General features: G+C 65.7%; 20 protein-coding genes. 13 read left to right on the forward strand and 7 right to left on the reverse strand.

The genetic code is table 11. The annotated features are described in order from the left end of the window. Positions 1-489 precede the first annotated feature (489 nt). On the forward strand, positions 490-2,400 hold the full coding sequence (locus tag FGU64_RS04120; RefSeq protein WP_139950990.1) for an ABC transporter ATP-binding protein/permease: 1,911 nt from the start codon (positions 490-492) through the stop codon (positions 2,398-2,400). Between the two features lie 169 nt (positions 2,401-2,569). Here the strand turns inward: FGU64_RS04120 and FGU64_RS04125 are convergent, their stop codons facing one another. Beyond that, entirely contained in the window at positions 2,570-3,007 is a 438-nt protein-coding gene (locus FGU64_RS04125) for a MarR family transcriptional regulator (protein ID WP_139950991.1), read from the reverse strand. Positions 3,008-3,155: 148 nt separating this feature from the next. Here FGU64_RS04125 and FGU64_RS04130 point away from each other — a divergent pair, with 148 nt between their 5' ends. Together FGU64_RS04130 and mgtE are read left to right on the forward strand one after the other, a co-directional pair. After that, the gene (locus FGU64_RS04130) at positions 3,156-4,940 is read left to right on the forward strand and encodes a chloride channel protein (RefSeq protein WP_139950992.1); all 1,785 of its coding nucleotides are present in this window, start codon (positions 3,156-3,158) and stop codon (positions 4,938-4,940) included. A 255-nt stretch (positions 4,941-5,195) separates the two neighbouring features. Then, entirely contained in the window at positions 5,196-6,560 is a 1,365-nt protein-coding gene (gene mgtE / locus FGU64_RS04135; RefSeq protein WP_139950993.1) for a magnesium transporter, read from the forward strand. A 25-nt stretch (positions 6,561-6,585) separates the two neighbouring features. Here mgtE and gor read toward each other — a convergent pair whose 3' ends face one another. From gor to rpiA, 3 genes are all read right to left on the reverse strand, one after another. After that, on the reverse strand, positions 6,586-7,977 hold the full coding sequence (gor, locus tag FGU64_RS04140) for a glutathione-disulfide reductase (RefSeq protein ID WP_139950994.1): 1,392 nt from the start codon (positions 7,975-7,977) through the stop codon (positions 6,586-6,588). Positions 7,978-8,080: 103 nt separating this feature from the next. After that, on the reverse strand, positions 8,081-8,668 hold the full coding sequence (locus tag FGU64_RS04145) for a DUF2059 domain-containing protein (RefSeq protein ID WP_136353593.1): 588 nt from the start codon (positions 8,666-8,668) through the stop codon (positions 8,081-8,083). Positions 8,669-8,689: 21 nt separating this feature from the next. Then, on the reverse strand, positions 8,690-9,385 hold the full coding sequence (gene rpiA / locus FGU64_RS04150) for a ribose-5-phosphate isomerase RpiA (RefSeq protein WP_139950995.1): 696 nt from the start codon (positions 9,383-9,385) through the stop codon (positions 8,690-8,692). A 125-nt stretch (positions 9,386-9,510) separates the two neighbouring features. Between rpiA and FGU64_RS04155 the strand changes: the two genes are divergently transcribed. Together FGU64_RS04155 and FGU64_RS04160 are read left to right on the forward strand one after the other, a co-directional pair. Further along, positions 9,511-10,209 (forward strand): phosphoglycolate phosphatase, encoded by a 699-nt coding sequence (locus tag FGU64_RS04155; protein ID WP_139950996.1) that lies wholly within the window; start codon positions 9,511-9,513, stop codon positions 10,207-10,209. 127 nt (positions 10,210-10,336) lie between these two features. After that, positions 10,337-10,741: a CAP domain-containing protein gene (locus FGU64_RS04160; RefSeq protein ID WP_246671238.1), complete on the forward strand. Its 405-nt coding sequence runs from the start codon at positions 10,337-10,339 to the stop codon at positions 10,739-10,741. Positions 10,742-10,843: 102 nt separating this feature from the next. Here FGU64_RS04160 and FGU64_RS04165 read toward each other — a convergent pair whose 3' ends face one another. From FGU64_RS04165 to FGU64_RS04175, 3 genes are all read right to left on the reverse strand, one after another. Then, positions 10,844-12,385 carry a DHA2 family efflux MFS transporter permease subunit gene (locus FGU64_RS04165; protein ID WP_139950998.1) on the reverse strand — a complete coding sequence of 514 codons (1,542 nt, stop codon included), beginning with the start codon at positions 12,383-12,385 and terminating at the stop codon, positions 10,844-10,846. Positions 12,386-12,602: 217 nt separating this feature from the next. Further along, positions 12,603-13,784 (reverse strand): HlyD family secretion protein, encoded by a 1,182-nt coding sequence (locus FGU64_RS04170; protein WP_139950999.1) that lies wholly within the window; start codon positions 13,782-13,784, stop codon positions 12,603-12,605. After that, positions 13,781-14,260 carry a MarR family transcriptional regulator gene (locus FGU64_RS04175; RefSeq protein ID WP_136353999.1) on the reverse strand — a complete coding sequence of 160 codons (480 nt, stop codon included), beginning with the start codon at positions 14,258-14,260 and terminating at the stop codon, positions 13,781-13,783. Before FGU64_RS04175 ends, FGU64_RS04170 begins: the two co-directional genes overlap by 4 nt. A 217-nt stretch (positions 14,261-14,477) precedes the next feature. On the opposite strand from FGU64_RS04175, the gene FGU64_RS04180 reads away from it, so the two are divergent. The 8 genes from FGU64_RS04180 (at position 14,478) to FGU64_RS04215 (ending at position 20,910) form a co-directional block, all read left to right on the forward strand. Continuing rightward, the gene (locus FGU64_RS04180) at positions 14,478-15,398 is read left to right on the forward strand and encodes a DMT family transporter (protein WP_139951000.1); all 921 of its coding nucleotides are present in this window, start codon (positions 14,478-14,480) and stop codon (positions 15,396-15,398) included. 33 nt (positions 15,399-15,431) lie between these two features. Beyond that, the gene (gene mobA, locus FGU64_RS04185) at positions 15,432-16,064 is read left to right on the forward strand and encodes a molybdenum cofactor guanylyltransferase MobA (protein WP_139951001.1); all 633 of its coding nucleotides are present in this window, start codon (positions 15,432-15,434) and stop codon (positions 16,062-16,064) included. Further along, positions 16,061-16,573, forward strand: a complete 513-nt coding sequence (mobB, locus tag FGU64_RS04190) for a molybdopterin-guanine dinucleotide biosynthesis protein B (RefSeq protein WP_139951002.1) — start codon at positions 16,061-16,063, stop codon at positions 16,571-16,573. The genes mobA and mobB overlap by 4 nt, the downstream gene beginning before the upstream one ends. A 207-nt stretch (positions 16,574-16,780) precedes the next feature. Further along, positions 16,781-17,566, forward strand: coding sequence for an ABC transporter substrate-binding protein (locus FGU64_RS04195; protein ID WP_136353575.1), 786 nt, complete (start codon positions 16,781-16,783; stop codon positions 17,564-17,566). 119 nt (positions 17,567-17,685) lie between these two features. Next, positions 17,686-18,399: an ABC transporter permease gene (locus FGU64_RS04200; RefSeq protein ID WP_136353573.1), complete on the forward strand. Its 714-nt coding sequence runs from the start codon at positions 17,686-17,688 to the stop codon at positions 18,397-18,399. Further along, the gene (locus FGU64_RS04205; RefSeq protein WP_139951003.1) at positions 18,396-19,223 is read left to right on the forward strand and encodes an ABC transporter permease; all 828 of its coding nucleotides are present in this window, start codon (positions 18,396-18,398) and stop codon (positions 19,221-19,223) included. Before FGU64_RS04200 ends, FGU64_RS04205 begins: the two co-directional genes overlap by 4 nt. 86 nt (positions 19,224-19,309) lie before the next feature. Continuing rightward, entirely contained in the window at positions 19,310-20,179 is an 870-nt protein-coding gene (locus tag FGU64_RS04210; RefSeq protein WP_139951004.1) for an NAD(P)-dependent oxidoreductase, read from the forward strand. 5 nt (positions 20,180-20,184) lie between these two features. After that, positions 20,185-20,910, forward strand: a complete 726-nt coding sequence (locus FGU64_RS04215) for a DNA alkylation repair protein (protein WP_139951005.1) — start codon at positions 20,185-20,187, stop codon at positions 20,908-20,910. Positions 20,911-20,938: the final 28 nt, after the last annotated feature.

Below are 20,938 nucleotides of genomic sequence, written 5' to 3' on the forward strand. Positions count from 1 at the left end.
CGCCGGCCTGCGGCGGCGCTGTCACGGAAGCTTCGTCCGGTGACGATAAACGAAGCGCCAAAGCCTCGAATCAAGTTACGCCGAAAGCCGTCGAAATGCATCCGAAGGTCAATCACGCCGCCTCAAGCGGGTCGTCCGGGAGCATTCGACCGCTAAATTTTTCTTGCCAAATCTTCCCCTACGTAAGCAAGACGGCTGGCGACGAAGCGACTCAACAATCTGAATCTATTGACGAAAATCCGATTTCTGCAAAATTGTCACAGACGGCATCTGTTGCTCTCTCGCCACGTTTGCGCCGTCAATCCGCCATGCCCAAACAAAATTAATGGAAAATGATCAATTGGTGTTACCATCCGTAACAATACGAAAAAAGGTTTGGGCGGGATAGTGATTCGGAGCGGCAGACTGCGGCGCTCAATGTCGGAACAAAAAGGTGACGCGGCCCAGCCGGCGCCTCCCCGCAAGGCGGCCTCCACCCCGGTCTCTTCCATGCGCAATTTCTGGGGCCTGATGCGGGCCTACTGGTTCTCCAGCAGTTGGAAGGAAGCCTGGACGCTGACGGTGGTGATCGCCCTGCTCACCGCCCTGTCGTCGAAGGCGGGTGTCTGGTTCGCGGAAGCTTCGGGCGAACTGATCAACTCGATCGCCTTCTTCCACGATGCCGCCAACACCACGCCGCTGACCTCGCTGCTCGAGAACGCGGCCTTCCTCGTCGGACTTGTGGTCATCAAGGACGCCGGCATCACCGGCAGCCGCACCTATATTTCGGCCACCCTGCACCGCCGCTGGCGAGCCTGGCTGGACAACCGTTTCAACGAAGCGCTGCTGGACGCAAACCACAGCCATTTCCATGCCCAGCACGGCGCCGGCACGCCGGCGCCCGACAACATCGACCAGCGCGTCCAGGAATCGATCAAGGACATGACGGGCGGCGCCATCGGCCTTGCCATGGGCGTCATGGCGGTGGCGACCTCGCTCTACTTCGTCGGCCAGAAGCTGATCTCCTCCTCCACCGAGGTCGCCGGGCTCGAATTCCTCGGCAGCTACGGCAGCGCCATGCTCGCCTTCGTCGCCGTGGCCGTCTATGTGCCGCTCAACACCTGGATCGCCGTCAAGCTCGGCGGCATGCTGGAACAGCTTTCGATCCGTATGCAGCGGGCCGAGGGCAGCTATCGCGGCGAGTTGACGACGCTGCTGCGCCGTTCCTTCCATGTCGCGGCCTCACGCGGCGAGGACGTGCAGAAGGCCATGCACGAGCGCCTTTACGTCGACATCGACCAGACCTGGGGCCGCCACAACATCGTGAGCGCCAGCTACGCTTCCTTCGAGCGGGTCTACAATTTCGTCGGCGCCCGCATCGTCGCCTACGGCCCCGGGCTGATCCCCTTCGTCCACAACCGCATCGATCTCAAGGGCTACATAACCGGCGCGGAGTTGGTCAACGCCCTGATCAGCCAGTGCTCGTGGTTCATCCACGTCATGCCGGCCATCGCCACGCTGCGCGCCAATTCCAAGCGCGTCATCGAAGTGGCCGTCGCCATCGAGAACGTGCAGAAGCCGGACGAATTCTATCGCCGGACGGGCCGCTCGGAGTTCCGCCGCACCAGCCAGAACCCGGTCTTCGGGCTGACCATCCAGAACCTGGAACTGGCGCACGAGGGTCACGACACCACGCCGTTCCTGGCCATCGACCAGTTGCGATTCCGGCGCGGCGAATGGATTTTCCTGCGTGGCGAGTCCGGTTGCGGCAAGACATCGCTGCTGAAAGCCATCAACGGCCTGTGGCCCTACGGGCGCGGCACCATCGTCCTGCCGGAGGGCGTCAAGAGCTTCTACGCCGCGCAGGACGTGCGCCTGCCGCAGGTGTCGCTGAAGGAACAGGTCTGCCTGCCCGACGCACCTGAGGACCATTCGGACGCGCGCGTCGCGGCCGCCCTTCACAAGGCCGGGCTCGGCGAGTTCATCGAGCACCTCGGCGACGTCACCCGCCAGGGCAAGGGCTGGGACCAGCAGCTTTCGGGCGGCCAGAAGCAGAAACTGGTGGTGGCGCGCATCCTGTTGCAGCAGCCGGGCCTGCTGTTCCTCGACGAGGCTTCGGCCGCGCTCGATCCGGAGGGCAAGATCGCCTTCCACCAAGCGATCAAGGACAATTGCCCCAACGCCACCGTCATCAGCATCATGCACGAGGCGACCCCGCCGCGCTCGGCCTCCGGCACGGAATTCTACGATTCGGTCGTCACGATCGCCGACGGCACCGTCGTAAAGAAGCCGCTCCAGCCGCCGCTGCCGGCCGAGATCACCGAGATCCTCAACCGCCCCGCGATGCGCCAGCCGACCCGCTCGCCGGCGATGGAGGAAGGCTGGCGCCGCATCGCCCGCCTGCGGCTGAAGCAGAAGTAGGCGCGACACGCCGCAGGCGGCTTCCCGGAGCCTGTTTCGAAATTCGCTCTGGCGAGCCATATGGTGGTGGTTTGGAGAACCGTAGCGCAGCGGACATTTGGTCCGTGAGCAACGGAAGCGCAGAAACCGCCATCAGATGGCCGTCAGAGTAGAATTTCCAAACAGGCTCTCAGCCGTCCTGCCGCGACAGCACCTTGATCAGCATCGGCTCGACGCGGGATAATTCGTCGAGATGGGCGGCAGAAAGCTCGGCGAGCAGCGCTTCCGCCCGCTCGGTCAGGATCAGCATGACCTTGCGCTGGTCGTCCTCGGCGTGGCGGCGCTCGACCAGCCCCGCTTCGCTCAACCGGTCCACCAGTTCCACCGCGCTGTGGTGGCGGATGCGAAGCCGCTCGGCCAGATCTCCCACCGACACCGGTCCGCCGCCGGGAAAGCCCTTGATGGCCAATAGAGCCTGATGGTGGCGCGGCTGCAGGCCGACCGCCTTGGCCGCGTTCTGGCTGAATTCGAGGAAGCAGCGGATCAGGTAACGGAACTGCGACAGCGCGTGATAGTCGGCCTGCGTGATCTCGGCACCCCGCCGTCGCTGCGATTTTTCCGTACTCATGCCCGTTTCCACCCCGATCGGTCCGCACGCGGACCACATACGACTTGAATTTATATCGTGTTGCGATAGAGAGCGATCACCGTCGGCCCCTCGCGCAGACGGCCGGCAGCATAGCCGCCGATCCTGGATTCTCGAAAGACATACTGCAATGAAGACCGGCCAGCCAGACCAGCACGCCATGAGCGACTTCACCACGGATGCGCGCATGCTGCTGATCGCGGCCATAGCAGCGGTGGTGGCGACCGTGGCCGTCGGCGCCGGCGTGCTTCTGATGGACCTGATAAAGCTCGCCACCAACCTGTCCTATTTCGGCCAGGCGACGCTGGCCGACCTCAAATTGCAGGACACCCCGCTTGGCCTGTTCGCCGTGCTGGTACCGGTCGTCGGCGCGCTGATCGTCGGGCTGATGGCGCGCTACGGCTCGGACAAGATCCGCGGCCACGGCATTCCGGAAGCGCTGGAAGCCATCCTGCTCGGCCGCTCGCGGCTCTCCTTCAAGGTTGCGATCCTCAAGCCGCTCTCCTCGGCGATCTCCATCGGCACCGGCGGCCCGTTCGGCGCCGAGGGGCCGATCATCATGACCGGCGGCGCCATCGGCTCGCTGATCGCACAGGCGCTGCCCGTCTCCGACGCGGAGCGCAAGACGCTGCTGGTGGCGGGTGCTGCCGCCGGCATGACCACCGTGTTCGGCACGCCGATCGCCGCCATCATGCTGGCGGTCGAACTGCTGCTGTTCGAATGGACGCCGCGCAGCTTCGTGCCGGTTGCCGCCGCCGCCATCCTGGCCGATGTCGAGCGCACGATGCTCCACCTGCCCTCGCCGCTGTTCGCCACCCACGCCGAAATGGCGATCACGCTGACCGGCCTTGCCGGCTGGATGTTCATCGGCCTGTGCGGCGGGCTGCTGTCGGGCCTCCTCACCCAGATCGTCTACCGCTGCGAAGACGCCTTCCTGAAGCTGCCGATCCACTGGATGTGGTGGCCGGCGATCGGCGGCCTGATCGTCGGTCTCGGCGGCCTGATCGAGCCGAACGCGCTCGGCGTCGGCTATTCCAATATCGCCGAGATGCTGGCCGGCGAGACCGTCCTGAAAGCGGCGCTGCTGCTTTTGCTGGTCAAGGCGATTATCTGGTCGGTGGCGCTGGGTTCGGGCACGTCCGGCGGCGTGCTCGCCCCGCTGCTCATCATCGGCGGCGCCATGGGCACCGTTCTGGCCGGCGTGCTTCCGCCAGCCGACCCCGGCTTCTGGGCGCTGCTCGCCATGGCCGCGACCATGGGCGGCACCATGCGCGCGCCGCTGACGGCCACCTTCTTCGCCGTCGAACTGACCGGCGACACGCAGGCCCTGGTGCCGCTGATCGCCGCCTGCGCCACCGCGCACGCCGCCACCGTGCTGATGATGAAGCGCTCCATCCTCACCGAGAAGATCGCGCGGCGCGGCCTGCACCTGGTGCGCGAATACCGTGTCGATCCCTTTGCGCTGACCAGGGTCAGCGAGGTGATGACGACCGGCGTGGAGACGGTGCCTTCGGCAATGACGCTGCATGGCGCGGCTGCGCACCTGACCTCACCCGACACCAAGCATCCCAGCTTCCCGGTTGTCGATGCGGAAGGTCATGTGCTCGGCGTCATCGACCCGCCTCAGATCATGCGCTGGCGCCGCCGCGGCGTGCATCGCCACGCAACGCTTGGCGAATTGCTCACAGGGGCCAAGATCACGCTGGCTTATCCAGACGAATATCTCGAAAGCCTGGCCGAAAAGCTGCAGACCGCGAACGTCTCGCACCTGCCCGTCGTGTTGCGCGAGGACAACACCCTTGTCGGCTACATCGGCTGGAAGGACCTGATGCGGGTGCGCACCAAGGCGCAGGCGGAAGACCGCGACCGCGCCCGCTTCATCGCCCTGCCCCGCCGAAAGGCCACCGGTGGCTGAGCCCTCGTTCCGGCGCTTCGCGGCCGCTCTCATCACAGTGTCGCGACCCCCGTCCGAAGGCCGTCTTGCGGGCGCAATTCCGATTGACTTGCAGGCGCTTGCTCCTATGGTGCGGCCGTTCGCCGGACCATTGTCCAGAACCGCGAACAGAAAGGTCACCGCGCCATGCCTGGCGACAGTTACAGTCGAACACAATCGCCGTCTGTCTGACGTGACCTGAAGGGCTCACGCCAGCCGGGCGGCAAGGAGTGAGCCATGAACGAATTCGCACGCGTCGCGGGCAGCGATGCCCTCGCCTTCGCCCGTATCCTCGCAAACGACCACATCGCCGACATCGTCGAGGCCCTGAACGGGGAACCGCACGACGTTGCCGCCGAACTGCTCGCCGAAGTACCGTTCGAGCGACTGGTCGAGATCTTCGACAAGCCGGAACTCGAGGCGGCGCCCGAACTGGTGACCATGCTGCCGCGCGCGCGCGCCGGCAAGCTGCTGGCGGCGATGTCGGTGGACCGCGCGGCCGATGTGCTGCGCGAACTGGCCGAACCGGCGCGCTCCGAGGTACTTGGCGAGCTTTCCCCCGCCGTCAGGGCCACGTTGCTGTCCATCCTCGGCTATCCCGAGCACAGCGCCGCCTCCATCATGACGACCGAATATGTCAGCGTGCCGCCGGACTGGACCGTCGGCCGCACGCTCGACTACATCCGCAAGGTCGAGCGCACCCGCGAGACGATCTACGCCATCTATATCGTTGATCCAAGAACGCAGGAGCTGCTGCGTGCGCTGAGCCTGCGCCGGCTGATCACCGGCAACTCCGACGATCGCATCCTCGACGTCGCGCCCGACCGCACGCCGGTCAGCGCCACCCCGCTCACCGACCGCGAGGACGTCGCGCGCCAGATGTCGAAATACGACCTCCTGGCCCTCCCCGTCATCGAGAACGGCCGCATGCTGGGCATCGTCACCGTCGACGACATCATGGACGCCATGATCGAGGAGACGACCGAGGACGTGCATCGCTTCGGCGGCATGGAGGCGCTGGACGTGCCCTACATGAAGATGGGCTTCCTGCCGATGATCGGCAAGCGCGGCGGCTGGCTGTGCGCCCTGTTCCTCAGCGAAATGCTGACGGCGAGCGTCATGCAGCACTATGAGGTCGAGCTGGAAAAAGCCATCGTGCTGACGCTGTTCATTCCGCTCATCATGAGCTCCGGCGGCAACTCCGGCTCGCAGGCGACGTCGCTTGTCATCCGCGCCCTGGCGCTACGCGAAATTTCACTGGCCGACTGGTGGCGGGTGGCCCTGCGCGAACTGCCGAGCGGCCTGATGCTCGGCACCATGCTCGGCCTGGTCGGCGTCGCCCGCATCACCCTTTGGCAGCATCTGGACCTCTACGACTACGGCCCGCACTGGCATCTCATCGCCGCCACGATCGGAGTGGCGCTGATCGGTATCGTCACCTTCGGATCGCTTACCGGCTCCATGCTGCCCTTCGCCCTGAAGCGGCTCGGCTTCGATCCGGCAAGCGCGTCGGCACCGTTCGTCGCCACGCTGGTCGACGTCACCGGCCTCGCCATCTATTTCTCGGTGGCGCTGGTCATCCTGCGCGGCACGCTTCTTTAAGGCATCGCGCCAGCGGCGGCGCGCGTCAGTCGATGCGCGCGCCGTCCTTCACCCGGTAGGTCGGCTTGTACATGGTGACCAGTTCTTCCGCCGCCGTGGGATGCACGGCCATGGTGCGGTCGAAATCGTCCTTGGTGAGGCCCGCCTTGATCGGAATGCCGAGCAGTTGCGCCATCTCGCCGGCATCCGGGCCGAGGATATGCGCGCCGATTACCTTGCGGCTCTTGCCGTCCACCACCAGCTTCATCAGCATCTTTTCCTGGCGGCCGGACAAGGTATGGCGCATCGGCCGGAACGAAGCGCGATAGATTTCCAGCTCGGCGAATCGTTTGGTCGCCTCGTCCTCCGACAGGCCGACGGTGCCGATCTCCGGCTGCGAGAAGACGGCGGTGGCGATGGTGTCGTGGTCGGGCTTCGTCGGATTGTTCTTGAAAGCGGTCTCGACAAAGCACATCGCCTCGTGGATCGCCACCGGCGTCAGCTGCACCCGGTCGGTGACGTCGCCGACCGCCCAGATGTTGTCGACGCTGGTGCGAGAATACGCGTCCACGACGATGGCGCCCTTCTTGTCGAGCTCGACGCCGGCCTTGTCCAGGCCGAGCGATTCGGTGTTCGGGACGCGGCCGATGGCGAGCATCATCTGGTCCACCGTCAGCACCTCGCCGCCGGTCACCGTCACGTCGAGCCGCCCGTCGGCACGCTTGACCACTTTTTCCGACAGCGAACGGCACAGGATGCGGATGCCCTTCTTCTCCATCGTCTCGTGCAGCATTGTCCTCAGGTCCATATCGAAACGGCCGAGGATTTCGGTGCCGCGATAGATCAGCGTGGTCTCGACGCCGAGACCATGGAAGATGTTGGCGAACTCGACGGCGATATAGCCGCCGCCCTCGATGGCGATCGCCTTCGGCAGTTCCGCGAGATGGAACGCCTCGTTGGAGAATATGCAGAATTCATTGCCCGGCAGCGCCGGATGCGCCGCCGGCCGCCCGCCGGTGGCGATCAGGATCTGGTCGGCGGTGACGGTCCGGTTCAGGCTTTCCAGCCGCACCGTATGGCGATCGATCAGCGTGGCGCGCGTCTGGAAGGTTTCGCCGCCGGCGCCTTCGACGTTCCTTTTGTAGATCGCCTCCAGGCGGCCGATTTCCTTGTCCTTGTTGGCGATCAGGGTCGCCCAGTCGAAGCGCGCCTGAGGCACCGTCCAGCCGTAGCCGGCCGCATCCTCGAAATGTTCGGGGAACTGCGAAGCGTAGACGAACAGTTTCTTCGGCACGCAACCGCGAATGACGCAGGTGCCGCCGAAACGATACTCCTCGGCGATGCCCACGCGCTTGCCAAGCGCGGCCGCCACCCGCGCCGCCCGCACGCCGCCGGAGCCGCCCCCGATGACGAAAAGGTCGTAGTCGTAGGTCGTCATGGCGAACTCCCGAAGAGAATGAACAGATCCACAGGTATGCGGCGGAAGGCCAAAAGAAAAGGCCCGGACGACGCCGGGCCTTTGACACAGATGTTTTGGAGGTTCAGCCGCCGTTGCCGCTGTCGGCGGGCTTGGCCGCGTCGTCGGCGGGTGCTGCGGTACCGTCGGCGGGCGCGGCAGGCGCCTTGGTCTTGGAGGCGGCGGCCAGCGCCTCGCCCACTTGCTGCGCCAGGTCGCGTGCGATGCCGTTCTGCCAGATTTCGGCGGCCTTGACCAATTCGCGCGTGGCGATGGGGCCGGTTTCCAGCAGCTTCTTGCCCGATGGCGACGAATAGAAAGCGGCGATGTCCTTCAGCTCCTGCTCGGAAAACGACTTGGCGTAGGCCGTGGCCGCTTCGTTCTCCAGGTCGGCGCGACGCGAGGCGAGCGCCAGCGCCTTTTCCGATATGGTGGTGCTGATCAGCTGTTCCATATCCGGGTTCTTCTGGATGAGCTGCTGTTGCAAGCCCGCCGCCGCAGCAGGCAGGATGTTGTCGAAGGGGTCGGTCGCGTGCAGCGCCGAAATCGCCTCATGCGCTGCCTTGAGATGCGATTCGGACACGTCCTGCGCCAGCGCCGGCAGGGAAAAGGCGATGACGGCGGATGCCGCCAGCGCGGCTGCAAGGCACCGGACCCGCTTGTTCAACATCATGATCGACAGGACTCCCTGGTTTTATCGGGCGTGGACGGTCTTGATACCATCGCTGCCGGCGACGATCGCCGCCGAGGCCAGACCGATGAAAAGGCCGTGCTCGACCACGCCCGGAATGGCGTGGAGAGCGTTCGAAAGTGCTCTTGTATCCGGAATGCGGCCAAAAGATGCGTCGAGAATAAAATGGCCGCCGTCGGTCACGAAAGGCGCCGCGCCCGTCATGCGCAAGGCGACCGGCCCCGAAAGACCCAGATTCTCGGCAGCCGCGGCGATGGCGAGTTCGGTGGCCCTGAGGCCGAACTTGTTGACTTCGATCGGCAACGGAAAACGGCCGAGGGTGTCGACGATCTTGGAAGCGTCGGCGATGACGATCATGCGGTGGGAGGCGGCCGCGACGATCTTCTCGCGCAAAAGCGCCCCGCCGCCGCCCTTGATAAGAGACAAGTCCGGATCGATCTCGTCGGCGCCGTCGATGGTGAGATCGAGTTCGGGCGTATCGTCCAGCGTCGAAAGCGGCACGCCCAGTTCGAGGCAGAGCGCCGCCGTCCGCTCGGAGGTCGGCACGCCGATGACGGTGAGCCCGCCCGCCACCTTCTCGGCGAGAAGCCGCACGAACGCCTCGGCCGTCGAACCCGTGCCGATGCCCAGCCGCATACCGTCGCCGACATGCGCAAGCGCCGCACGGGCGGCTTCGACCTTCAGTTCGCTGGCATTCATGGAGGCGGTTCCGCTTTTCCTGCCGGGCTCCTAGCATTTTTGCGGAATGCGTCAAAGGGCAGTCTGTCCTTGCCTGTAACGCCCGCAGGGACTATCCGGCAGCGGTAACAGGCGAAGGACCCGACATGCAGCGCCCCATCATCGTATTCGACCTCGACGGCACCCTGATCGACACCGCGCCCGACCTGCTCGAGAGCCTGAACCACAGCCTTGCCGCCGGCGACCTGCCGGCCGTCGACGAGATCGGCTTCAAGGGCTTCGTCGGCCATGGCGGCCGCGTCATGATCGAGCGCGCCTTCGCCGCCCGGCAAAAGGCGCTCGCCGCCGCCGAACACGACCGTCTGCATTCGCTGTTCGTCGATCACTACACGATCAACATTCCAGGCAAGTCGCGCCCTTATCCCGGCGTCCTGCCGGCCATCGCCCGCTTCGAGGAAGCGGGCTATCTGCTCGCCATCTGCACCAACAAATATGAGGCGAACTCACTGGCGCTGATCGAGGCGCTGGGGATGACGAAACATTTCGCCGCCATCGCCGGCCAGGACACGTTCGCCTTCCGCAAGCCGGACCCGCGCCACCTTCTGGAGACGATCAGGCGCGCCGGCGGCGATCCCGACCGCGCCGTCATGGTGGGTGATTCGCAGACCGACATCGACACCGCCAAGGCCGCCGGCATTCCGGTCGTGGCCGTCGACTTCGGCTACACCGACCGTCATGTCAGCGAGTTCGAACCGTCCGTCGTGATCTCGCATTTCGACGAACTGACGCTCGATCTCGCCGCGCGACTGATCGCCGCCGCCCACCCTGCCCGGCAAATGCCATGATCGCCGCTATCAAGACGGTATGAGCTCCCTTGCGCTTCACACTCCGTCGACGCCGTCCCGAACCGCAAAAACGGTTTTCGCAGGCCTCTGGCTGGCCGCGCTGCTGGCCCTGCAGGCCTGCGGCAGCATGCAGCCAACGGGCGAAGGCGGCGGCGCGTCGAGTGCGGCGGCCCCTGCCCTCAACGCCTTTCGCACCGAACAGGGCTTTTCCGCCCTGGCGCCGGACCCGCAACTGGAGCAGACCGCCTTGCAGCAGGCCCGCTATATGGCCGCCGCCGGCCGCATGGAGCACACGACGGGCTGGGGCAAGGATTTCGCCGCCCGCGTGAAGGCCAACGGCATCGCGGGCGCCGCGGCCGAAAACATCGCCGCCGGCCGCATGGACACCGCGCGCGTATTGAACACCTGGGAAAACTCGCCGCCGCACCGGCGCAACATGCTGGACCGGCGCTTCACTCGCTTCGGCCTCGCCTATGTCCGCGACGGCAAGAACAGCGACTGGCGCTACTGGGCGATGGTGCTGGGGAAGTAGGACAAGAGGGGAATAAGGGAGTATGGCGGTAGGGGAATAGGGGAAGAGCACTCTCCCTATTCCCCTATTCCCCTATTCCCCTATTCCCCTATTCCCCTAACCCTAGTCCATATGCGCCGCCGGCGCACCGCCACCGCCGCCAGACGGCGCATGCTTGGGCTTGCGCAGCAGGAAGATGAGCGGCAGGGCAAGCAGGGTCACGCCCATCATCAGCTTGAAGTCGTTGACGTAGGAGATCATCAGCGCCTGGATGTTGACCATCCCGTTCAACTGCGACAGCGCGTTGGGGTCGCCCAGCGCCGCGGCCGGCGAGGCCTCCCATAGATTGGGATTGAACGGGTTGATGTAGGCGCCGAGTTCGGCGTGGTTGATCTGCATGTTGCGCGTCAACAGCACCGACACGATCGAGATGCCGATGGAGGAACCAATGTTGCGCACCAGCGAAAACAGCGCCGTGGCGTCGGTACGGTAGCGCGCCTCCAGCGTCGCGAACGCCACCGTCGACAGCGGCACGAAGACAAGGCCGAGGCCGAGGCCCTGGACGACGCCGCTGCTGATGATGAGCCAGCTGTCCATCTGCGGCGAGAAGCCCGACATGGTGTAAAGCGACTGCGCCGTCAGAAGCAGGCCGACGACCACCAGGATGCGTGCATCGACGATGCGCACGATGCGGCCGACGATCAGCATCGAGATCATCGTGCCGACGCCGCGCGGCGCCATGACGAGGCCGGTGGTTATGGTCGGGTAGCCGAAGATGGTCGACAGCATCGGCGGCAGCAGCGCGAGGCTGGCGAGAAGAATGACGCCGATGACGAAGATGAACACCAACCCCGTCGCAAAATTGCGATCGAGGAAGATCTTCGGGTCGATGAACGGATGCTCGGCCGTCAGCATATGGACGATGAAGACCCAGAAGCCGGTGATGGCGAGCCCCAGCTCGATCCAGATCTCGACCGAGGAGAACCAGTCGGCGTCGGCGCCGCGGTCCAGCATCAGTTGCAGCGCGCCGACGCCGAGCGACAGCATGGCGAAGCCGAAGAAGTCGAAAGACCTGACGCGCTTGGCGATGTTGGGCAGGTAGGCGGCCGAGCCGAGGAAGGCGATGATGCCGACCGGCAGGTTGATGAAGAAGACCCAGCGCCAGTTGAAGCTCTCGGTCAGCCAGCCGCCGAGCGTCGGGCCGATGATCGGGCCGACCATGATGCCGGCGCCCCAGATGGCCATCGCCTGGCCATGGCGCTCGCGCGGGTTGATGTCGAGCAGGAAGGTCTGCGACAGCGGCACGATCGCCGCGCCGAACACGCCCTGCATCAGCCGGAAGGCCACCATGGACTCCAGGCTCCAGGCGATGCCGCACAGCATCGACATGACGACGAAGCCGACCACCGAAGTCAGGAAGAGCTGCTTGCGGCCGAGCCGGTCGGCCAGCCAGCCGGTGACCGGCGTCATGATGGCGGCGGCCACGATATAGGAGGTCAGGACCCAGTTGATGGTGTCCTGCGAGGCGCCGAGGTCGCCCGTCATCGACGGCAGCGCCACGTTGGCGATCGTCGTGTCGAGCACCTGCATGATCGTCCCCAGCATGATGGAGACGGTAATCAGGCCGCGATGGGGAACTTCGCTATGGGTTTCGGGCGTGCTCATTGTCTGGACCTTGCCGGCCGCAGCCGGTCTTTCAATCTTGCCGCCGGTGAACCGGGTTCCGGGTGGCCGGCTACGCCGACGATCTCGCGACCGGCAACGGGGGGATAGCCGGTCCCGGGATCATCGGCTGATCGCCCAGCCACCCGGAGTACGGAACCGCACCTGTGGGGATGCTGTTCCGATGGGGTCGGCCGCAGATACCGCGGCCGGAAAACGCTTACTCGCCTTCCGCCGCCACGGCGTGGCCGCCGAACAGGCCGGCGAAACCGCGCGTGTGGCCGGTATCGACGGTGACGTCGGCGCTCATGCCGGTGCGCAGCGCCAGTTTCCCGGCGTTGTCGTCCAGCGTCAGCCGCACCGGAATGCGCTGCGTGACCTTGACCCAGTTGCCGGTGGCGTTCTGCGCCGGCAGCAGCGAGAACTCCGCGCCGGTGCCGGCGCCGATCGCCTCGACGGTCGCCTTGAAGGTCCGGCCCGGATAGGTGTCCAGCACCACCTCGGCGCTCTGGCCGGGCTTCAGGTGGGTAAGCTGGGTCTCCTTGAAATTGGCGTCGATCCAGGTGTCGGCGGTTTCGACCAGCGCAAACAGCGGCGTTCCGGTGGAAACGTACTGGCCGACCTTGAACGACGCGGCCTGGTAGACGACGCCGTCGGCTGGCGCCGCCACGGTGGTCTGCGACAGGTCGAAGGCCGCCTTGTCGCGCTGGGCGAGCGCGGCCAGCACGGCCGGATGCTTGTCCGTCTCGATGGCCGGATTGCCGCCGAGCGCGGCCTTGGCGCTCTCGATGCCCTGTTCCGCCACGGCCAGCTGCTGCTTGGCCTTGTCGAGATCGTTGCGGGCCTCGTCGAGGGCCGAGGTCGTGTTGATGCCCTTCTTGGCGAGGTCGGAAGCGCGGTCGAACTGCGACTGCGCGTAGTTCACTTCGCTGGCGGCCGACTTCTCCTGCGCCATCGCCTGGCTGTAGGCGGCGCGAAGCTGCTCGACATTGAGGCGCGCGTTAGCGACCGCGGCGTCCGCCTGCGCCAGCGCGATCTGGTAGGGTTGCGGGTCGATCTTGAACAGCACGTCGCCCTTCTTGACCGACTGGTTGTCGGCGACGTCGACCTCGACGATGCGGCCGGCGGTGTCGGCCGAAATCGAAACCCGCGCCTGCCGCAGGTTGGCGTTGTCGGTCTCCTCGTAGCGGCCGCCCGTCACCCACACATAGGCGCCGCCGGCCGCCAGAAGCAGCGGCAGCGCGAACATGAGGATGAAACGGCTGCGGCCGCGCTTCTTCTTTTTCGGCTGTGCGGCGGGCTCCGGCAGCGGCGGCACGACCGCGGCGGGAGCCGCCGGCTGCGCCGGAGCTTCCATTTCCAGCTTCGTCACGTTCTCGTCCACTTTGGTGACCGCGTTCATGCTGTTACGCTTTCCGTCTTTTTTGCCATGTCGCAGGACGACGTCTCGCCGTCCCCGAGATTCTCAACGATCTTGTCGAGGCAGACGATCAGCGTGCGCCGCTGATCCCGGGAAAGCCCGGCCAATGCCTCTTCGTAAACATCGCCCGCCATGCTTTTGACCGACGCATAGGCCTCGCGGGCCCTGGGCGTGGGATAAACCGTCCGCACCCGCCGGTCGGAAGGATCGGCTCGCCGCTCCACCCAGCCGCCCTCTTCCATGCGGTCGACGAGGCGTGAGACGCTGATCGGCTCGATTTCGAGAAGTTCCGCCAGGCGAGCCTGGGTGATTCCTTCCTCTTTCGCGGCGCGCACCATCAGCCGCCACTGCGCGGCGGACAGGCCGAAGGCGCTGGCGCGCGCGTCGAAACGCTTGCGCATGTGGCGCTGCACGTCGTGGATCAGAAATCCCAGTCTTTCTATGCCGTCGGAAACCATGAGCGCCATATATTATAAGCCTGCTTAGCTTTCAATATGCCGCAGCGCACAATCCTGTCATATCCGGACATCGCGGCCATGCGGATTTGCCGGACAACCGCAAACCCCTGTTTCGTCAAGGCCGGTGGCCCATCGCTTTGGCGTTGCTGTCCGCCCCGTCTCGGGTAAAGGCTGAACCATCCATCGACTATCCCGAACCGCCCGGTCGGAGCGTCTCGTGCCCCTTTCTCCCAATTTTCGCGGCGCGCTCTTCATGGTCGTCGCCATGGCGGCCTTCACGCTCAACGACGCGATCACCAAATTTTCTTCCGAATCGATGAGCATGGCGCAGGTGATGCTGGTGCGCGGCGTCTTCGCCACCGCCCTGGTCGGCCTGCTCGCCTGGCAGCAGGGCGCGCTGGCCCGGCCGCGTCTGGCGCTGCAGCCGCTGATCGCCCTGCGCGTCACCGGCGAGGCCGGGGGCACCATTTGCTATCTTCTGGCGCTCGCCCACCTGCCGCTCGCCAACGTTTCGGCCATGCAGCAGGCCCTGCCGCTGGCGGTGACGATGGGGGCTGCGCTGTTCTTCGGCGAGGGCGTCGGCTGGCGGCGATGGCTGGCGATCACCGTCGGCTTCGCCGGCGTGCTGGTCATCGTTCGGCCGGGCTTCGCGGGCTTCAGCGCCTATTCGCTGCTGGTCTTGGGCAGCGTATGCTTCTGCGCGGTGCGCGATTTGGTCACCCGGCGCATCCCCGACGACGTCCCCACCCTGCTGATCTCGGGTGTGACCTCGGTGGCCATGACGGTGCTGGGCGCCGCGCTGCTTCCCGTCATGGGCGGCTGGTCGCCGATGACCCATGCAAGCACCGGTTTCCTGGCACTGGCCGCCGTCCTGGTGCTGATCGGCTACCAGTTCATCATCATGGCCATGCGGGTCGGCGACATCTCCTTTATCGCACCCTTCCGCTACACCGCCCTTCTGTGGTCGATCGTGCTGAGCGTGATGGTGTTCGGCGACTTCCCCGATTCCGCCATGATCCTCGGGGCGTTCATCATCGTCGGCTCCGGGGTCTATACGCTCTACCGCGAGCGCGTCACCGGCCGCGGCAAGGCGGCCTCCGAAAGCACTGGACCGAACCTCGCCCCGGACGGCATATAGGCCCGACCGGCACGAATGCGGTTTGGCAGAGAGATGAACGAGGGCGTTGCAGGCATCATCCTGGCGGGCGGCCTGTCGCGGCGCATGGGCGGCGGCGACAAGGCGCTGGCGCCGCTTGGCCGAAGCACTCTGCTCGCTCAGGTCATTCATCGCCTGCGGCCCCAGGTCGGAGCGCTGGCCCTGAACGCCAACGGCGACCCCGCGCGCTTCGGCGCCCTGTCCTTGCCGGTGGTGGCGGACACCGTTCCCGGATTCGCCGGGCCGCTGGCCGGGCTGCTCGCCGGTCTGGAATGGGCTGCCGCCGCGACGCCGTGCCGATGGCTGGCGACGGCGGCGTCCGACACGCCGTTCTTCCCTGAAGACCTCGTCCGGCGCCTGCTCGCCGCCACCGCCGGCCGGGCCAGCACCATCGCGGTCGCCCGTTGCGGCGAACGCCGGCACCCGACCTTCGCGCTGTGGCCGCTCACGCTTACCGATCCGTTGCGGCGCATGCTGGTCGACGACGGCAACCGGCGCGTCACCGCCTTCATCGACGCCAACGCGCATGTCGACGTCGATTTCCCGCCGGCGGAGCTTGCCGGCGGCGGCACCTTCGATCCTTTCTTCAACATCAACACGCCGCAAGACCTCGCCGAGGCCGAGCGGTTGTCGCGGAGCCTCGCATGACTGCCAGCCGCATCTTCGGCGTCACCGGCTGGAAGAACTCCGGCAAGACCACGCTGACCGAGAAACTGGTGACCGAACTGGTGCGGCGCGGCTGGCGGGTGTCGACCGTCAAACACGCTCATCACGATTTCGACATCGACAAGCCGGGCGCCGATTCCTTCCGCCACCGCCAGGCCGGCGCGACGGAAGTGGCGATCGTTTCCGGCCGCCGCTGGGCGCTGATGCATGAACTGCGTGACGAGGAGGAGCCGCCGCTGGCAGCCATCCTCCAGCGCATGGCGCCGGCCGACATCGTCATCGTCGAGGGCTACAAGAGGGAAGCGCATCGCAAGATCGAGGCCCGCAGGCGCGAGGCGAAAAACCGCGAGCCGCTTTCGCCCTCCGATCCCAACATCGTCGCCGTCGCCGCCGATTCCGCGCAAGCCGGCGAAACGCTGCCGGTCTTCGACCTCGACGACATCGCCGCCATCGCCGATTTCGTCGAGCGGGACGCCGGACTCACCCGCTGATTTTATTCTTGTGCGGCGACAGGTTGCCGCAGTCTGTCAACGCATCGCCTGACCTCTGGCCCAGCAATAGCCGCCAAAGCGCCGGGCCGTGGTTTTGCAGTTGCTTTTTTGCTGGAAACAGTGGGAGTATCCGCCAGCGGACGGCCACAGGCGCCGTCCCAAGAAGCCGTTTGCAACAACGGTCGGGACCATTCAGAGAGGAACATCATGCGTATTGCATTGCGTATCGCCCTGGCGGCATCCGCCGCCATGCTAGCGCTGGGCGTCGCCCACGCCGAGGACAAGGTTCTCAAGCTCGGCACCGAAGGTGCCTATCCGCCCTTCAACAACCTCACCGCCGACGGCAAGCTCGAAGGCTTCGACATCGACATCGGTAACGCGCTCTGCGAGCAGATGAAGGTGAAGTGCGAGTGGGTCACGCAGGACTGGGACGGCATCATTCCCGCCCTGCAGGCCGGCAAGTTCGACGCCATCATCGCCTCCATGTCGATCACCCCGGAACGCGCCGAGAAGGTCGACTTCTCCGGCAAGTACTACAACACGCCCTCGGCCATCGTCGTGCCCAAGGACAGCGACCTGAAGGGCACCACCAAGGCCGACCTCGCCGGCAAGACGATCGGCGTCGCCACCTCCACCACGCACTTCAACTACGCCTCGCAGACCTACACGGACTCGACCGTGAAAGGCTATCCGTCGAGCCCCGAAGAGCAGCTTGACCTCGTCAATGGCCGTCTCGACGCCATCGAGGACGACATCGTCGTGCTTTCGCAGTGGCTGGAGACGCCGGACGGCGCCTGCTGCAAGATCCTCGGCACGCCCGAGCCGCAGCCGGTCGATATCTTCGGCCCCGGCGCCGGCATCGCCGTGCGCAAGGGCGACAAGGAACTGGTGGACAAGCTGAACGAAGCCATCAAGGCCATCCGCGCCAACGGCAAGTACAAGGAAATCAACGACAAGTACTTCAAGTTCGACGTCTACGGCGCCGAATCCTGATTACAGCTCTGGTCGCGGTCGGCGGAGACATCTCCGCCGGCCGTGTCGTCACCGGACCGCGCGGCGGGGAAAAAGACCGCGCGGCCTGATAGAAAAGCCACAGGGGAACGATCGAGCGTATGCCGGGCGCATGGACGCTATTGAGCTGGGGGCCGGAGGGGTGGCTCGATGATATCGCCTACGGCGTTTTCGTTACCGTCTCGCTGGCGCTCGCCACGCTGCCTGTCGGCCTGGCGGTTGGCTTCCTGGTCGCCCTCGCCAAGCAGTCGAGCGAGCCGTCGCTGCGGCTGGCCGGCAATGTCTACACCACCATCTTCCGCGGCCTGCCGGAACTTCTGACGCTGTTCCTGGTCTATTTCGGCGGCCAGATCGGTTTGCAGAAGCTGTTCCAGCTTTTCGACCCCGGCGCGACGGTGGACGTCAGTGCCTTCGTCGCCGGCATGATCGCGCTCGGCGTGGTCTTTTCCTCCTACGCCAGCGAGGTCTTCCTTTCGGCCTTCAAGGCCATTCCCAGCGGCCAGTACGAAGGTGGCCATGCCATCGGCCTGACCAACTGGCAGACCATGCGGCTCGTCGTCCTGCCGCAACTGATCCGCATCGCCCTGCCCGGCCTCGCGAACCTGTGGCTGATCCTGCTCAAGGATACCGCGCTGGTTTCGGCGATCGGCCTGAGCGACATCCTGCGCCAGACCAGCATCGCCGCGCGCGTCACCAAGCACGCCTTCCTGTTCTTTGGCTTCGCCACGCTGGTCTATCTGGTGCTGTCGGTCATCTCCTCCTTCGGCATCCGCGCCATCGAGCGGTCCGTCGACAACCGGGACATGCGCCGATGAGCGCCGCCGGCACCGCGCTCGACGAAGCGCCCCCGCCGCTGCCGCCGCGCGGCTGGTCGGGGCAGCGCATCGCCGGGCACATATTGGTGGCGCTGTGGATCCTGCTGGCCGTCGGCCTCGTCTGGTTCCTCGTCACGTCCTGGAACCTCCCCCTGGTCGAGAAATACGGCCCCGGCTACCTGTATGGCCTCGGCGTCACCGTCGGGCTGGTGGCGGTCTCCATCGTCATCGGCGCCATCCTGTCGATCCCGGTCGCGCTTGGCCGCATGTCGAAGAATCCGGTCTTTTCCGGTCTCGCCTACGCCTATGTCTACTTCTTCCGCGGCACGCCGCTCTTGGCGCAGACCTTCCTCGTCTACTACGGCCTCGGCGCCTTTCGGCCCGAGCTGCAATCGGTCGGCCTGTGGTGGTTCTTCCGCGAGGCCTGGTATTGCGCGATCTTCGCCTTTTCGCTGAACACCGCCGCCTATCAGGCCGAAATGCTGCGCGGCGCCATCGAAAGCGTGCCGCGCGGCCAGTGGGAGGGTGCGGCCTCGCTCGGCCTGCACAGATTGCAGACCATGTGGAAGGTCATCCTGCCGCAGGCGGCGGTGGTGGCGTTGCGCCCCTACGGCAACGAGGTGATCCTGATGGTCAAGGGCTCGGCCATCGTCTCCATCATCACCGTCTACGACCTGATGGGCATCACCCGCTTCACCTATTCGCGCACCTTCGACTTCCAGTCCTATCTGTGGGCGGCGGTCATCTACCTGATGATCGTCGAGACGCTGCGCCACGGCATCGAGTGGATCGAGCGCCGCCTCACCCGCCACTTGAAGCGGTGAATGGCTGGTCCAGCCGCCCTTTCGCCTTCCCCTCGGCTTGTGCAATGCGGTAGAACGCCAGCGCAATCAGCAAGGGGATTATCGACATGGCGAAAGTGGCGTTTCTCGGTCTTGGCGTGATGGGCTACCCGATGGCCGCGCACCTGAAGCACAAGGGCGGCCACGACGTCACCGTCTATAACCGCACCACCGCCAAGGCGGAGAAATGGGCGGCCGAGCACGGCGGCGCTTTCGCCCGCACGCCGGCCGAGGCAGCTGAAGGCAAGGACTTCGTCTTCTCCTGCGTCGGCAACGACGACGACCTGCGCGAGGTGACGATCGGCGCGCAGGGCGCGTTCGCCGCCATGAAGAAGGGCGCGGTGTTCATCGACAACACCACCGCTTCCGCCGAAGTCGCGCGCGAACTGGCGGCGGCCGCCACCGAGCGCGGCTTTTCCTTCCTCGACGCACCGGTGTCGGGCGGCCAGGCGGGCGCCGAGAACGGCGTGCTCACCGTCATGGTCGGCGGCGAGCAGGCCGTGTTCGACCGCTCGAAGCCGGTGATCGACGCCTTTGCCCGCATGGTCGGCCTGATGGGACCGGCGGGTGCGGGCCAGCTCACCAAGATGATCAACCAGATCTGCATCGCCGGCCTCGTGCAGGGCTTGTCCGAGGGCATTCATTTCGGCAAGAAGGCGGGTCTCGACATCGAGAAGGTGGTCGAGGTCATCTCCAAGGGAGCGGCCGGTTCCTGGCAGATGGAAAACCGCCACAAGACCATGAACGCCGGCAAGTACGATTTCGGCTTCGCCGTCGACTGGATGCGCAAGGACCTCGGCATCTGCCTCGATGAAGCCGACCGCAACGGCGCCAGGCTGCCGGTCACCGCGCTGGTCGATCAGTTCTACAAGCAGGTGCAGCAGATGGGCGGCAACCGTTGGGATACGTCCTCGCTGCTGGCCTTGCTGGAAAGATAAGCGCCATGCCCAAGCCGCTCACGCCTGCGTCCACCGCGGCCGAGGCGATCGCGCGGCTAAGAGAGATGGGCAGCGATGAGAACCGCGCCGGCATGGCGCGCTTCGGCATCGAGACCGGCACGGCGCTCGGCATCGGCAGCACCGACCTCAGGCGCCTAGCCCGCGACCTGAAGCGCGACCACGACCGGGCATTGGCGCTTTGGCAAAGCGGCATTCGCGAGGCGCGGCTGCTCGCCGCCTTCACCGACGAACCGGACAAGGTGGGCATCGCGCAATGCCGGGAATGGGCCGGCGACTTCAACTCCTGGGAGATCGTCGACGGCGTATCGGACCTGTTCGTCGATACGCCGTTCTGGCGGAACCTGATCGAGGAATTCGCCGCCGACGAGCGCGAATTCGTCCGCCGCACCGCCTTCGCCATGCTGGCCTGGGTCGCCGTCCACCACAAGAAGGAGCCGGACGCCACCTTCGCGGCGTACCTGCCGCTGATCGAGGCCCATGCGGCCGACGCCCGCAACTTCGTCAGGAAGGCCGTCAACTGGGCCTTGCGGCATATCGGCAAGCGCTCGACCGGGCTGCACGCCCCTGCCCTCGCGCTGGCGCGCAAGCTGGCCGCATCTCCCGACAAGACCGCGCGCTGGATCGGCAAGGACGCCGTGCGCGAACTCACCGACGCGAAAACGCTGGAACGGCTCGCGAAGAAGGCGGCCGGCGACGCACCTGTGAATTGACCAGCCGGCGACGGCGCGATTAACTGCC

Source organism: Mesorhizobium sp. 8, assembly GCF_006351905.1.
GTDB classification, from domain to species: Bacteria; Pseudomonadota; Alphaproteobacteria; order Rhizobiales; family Rhizobiaceae; genus Mesorhizobium; species Mesorhizobium composti.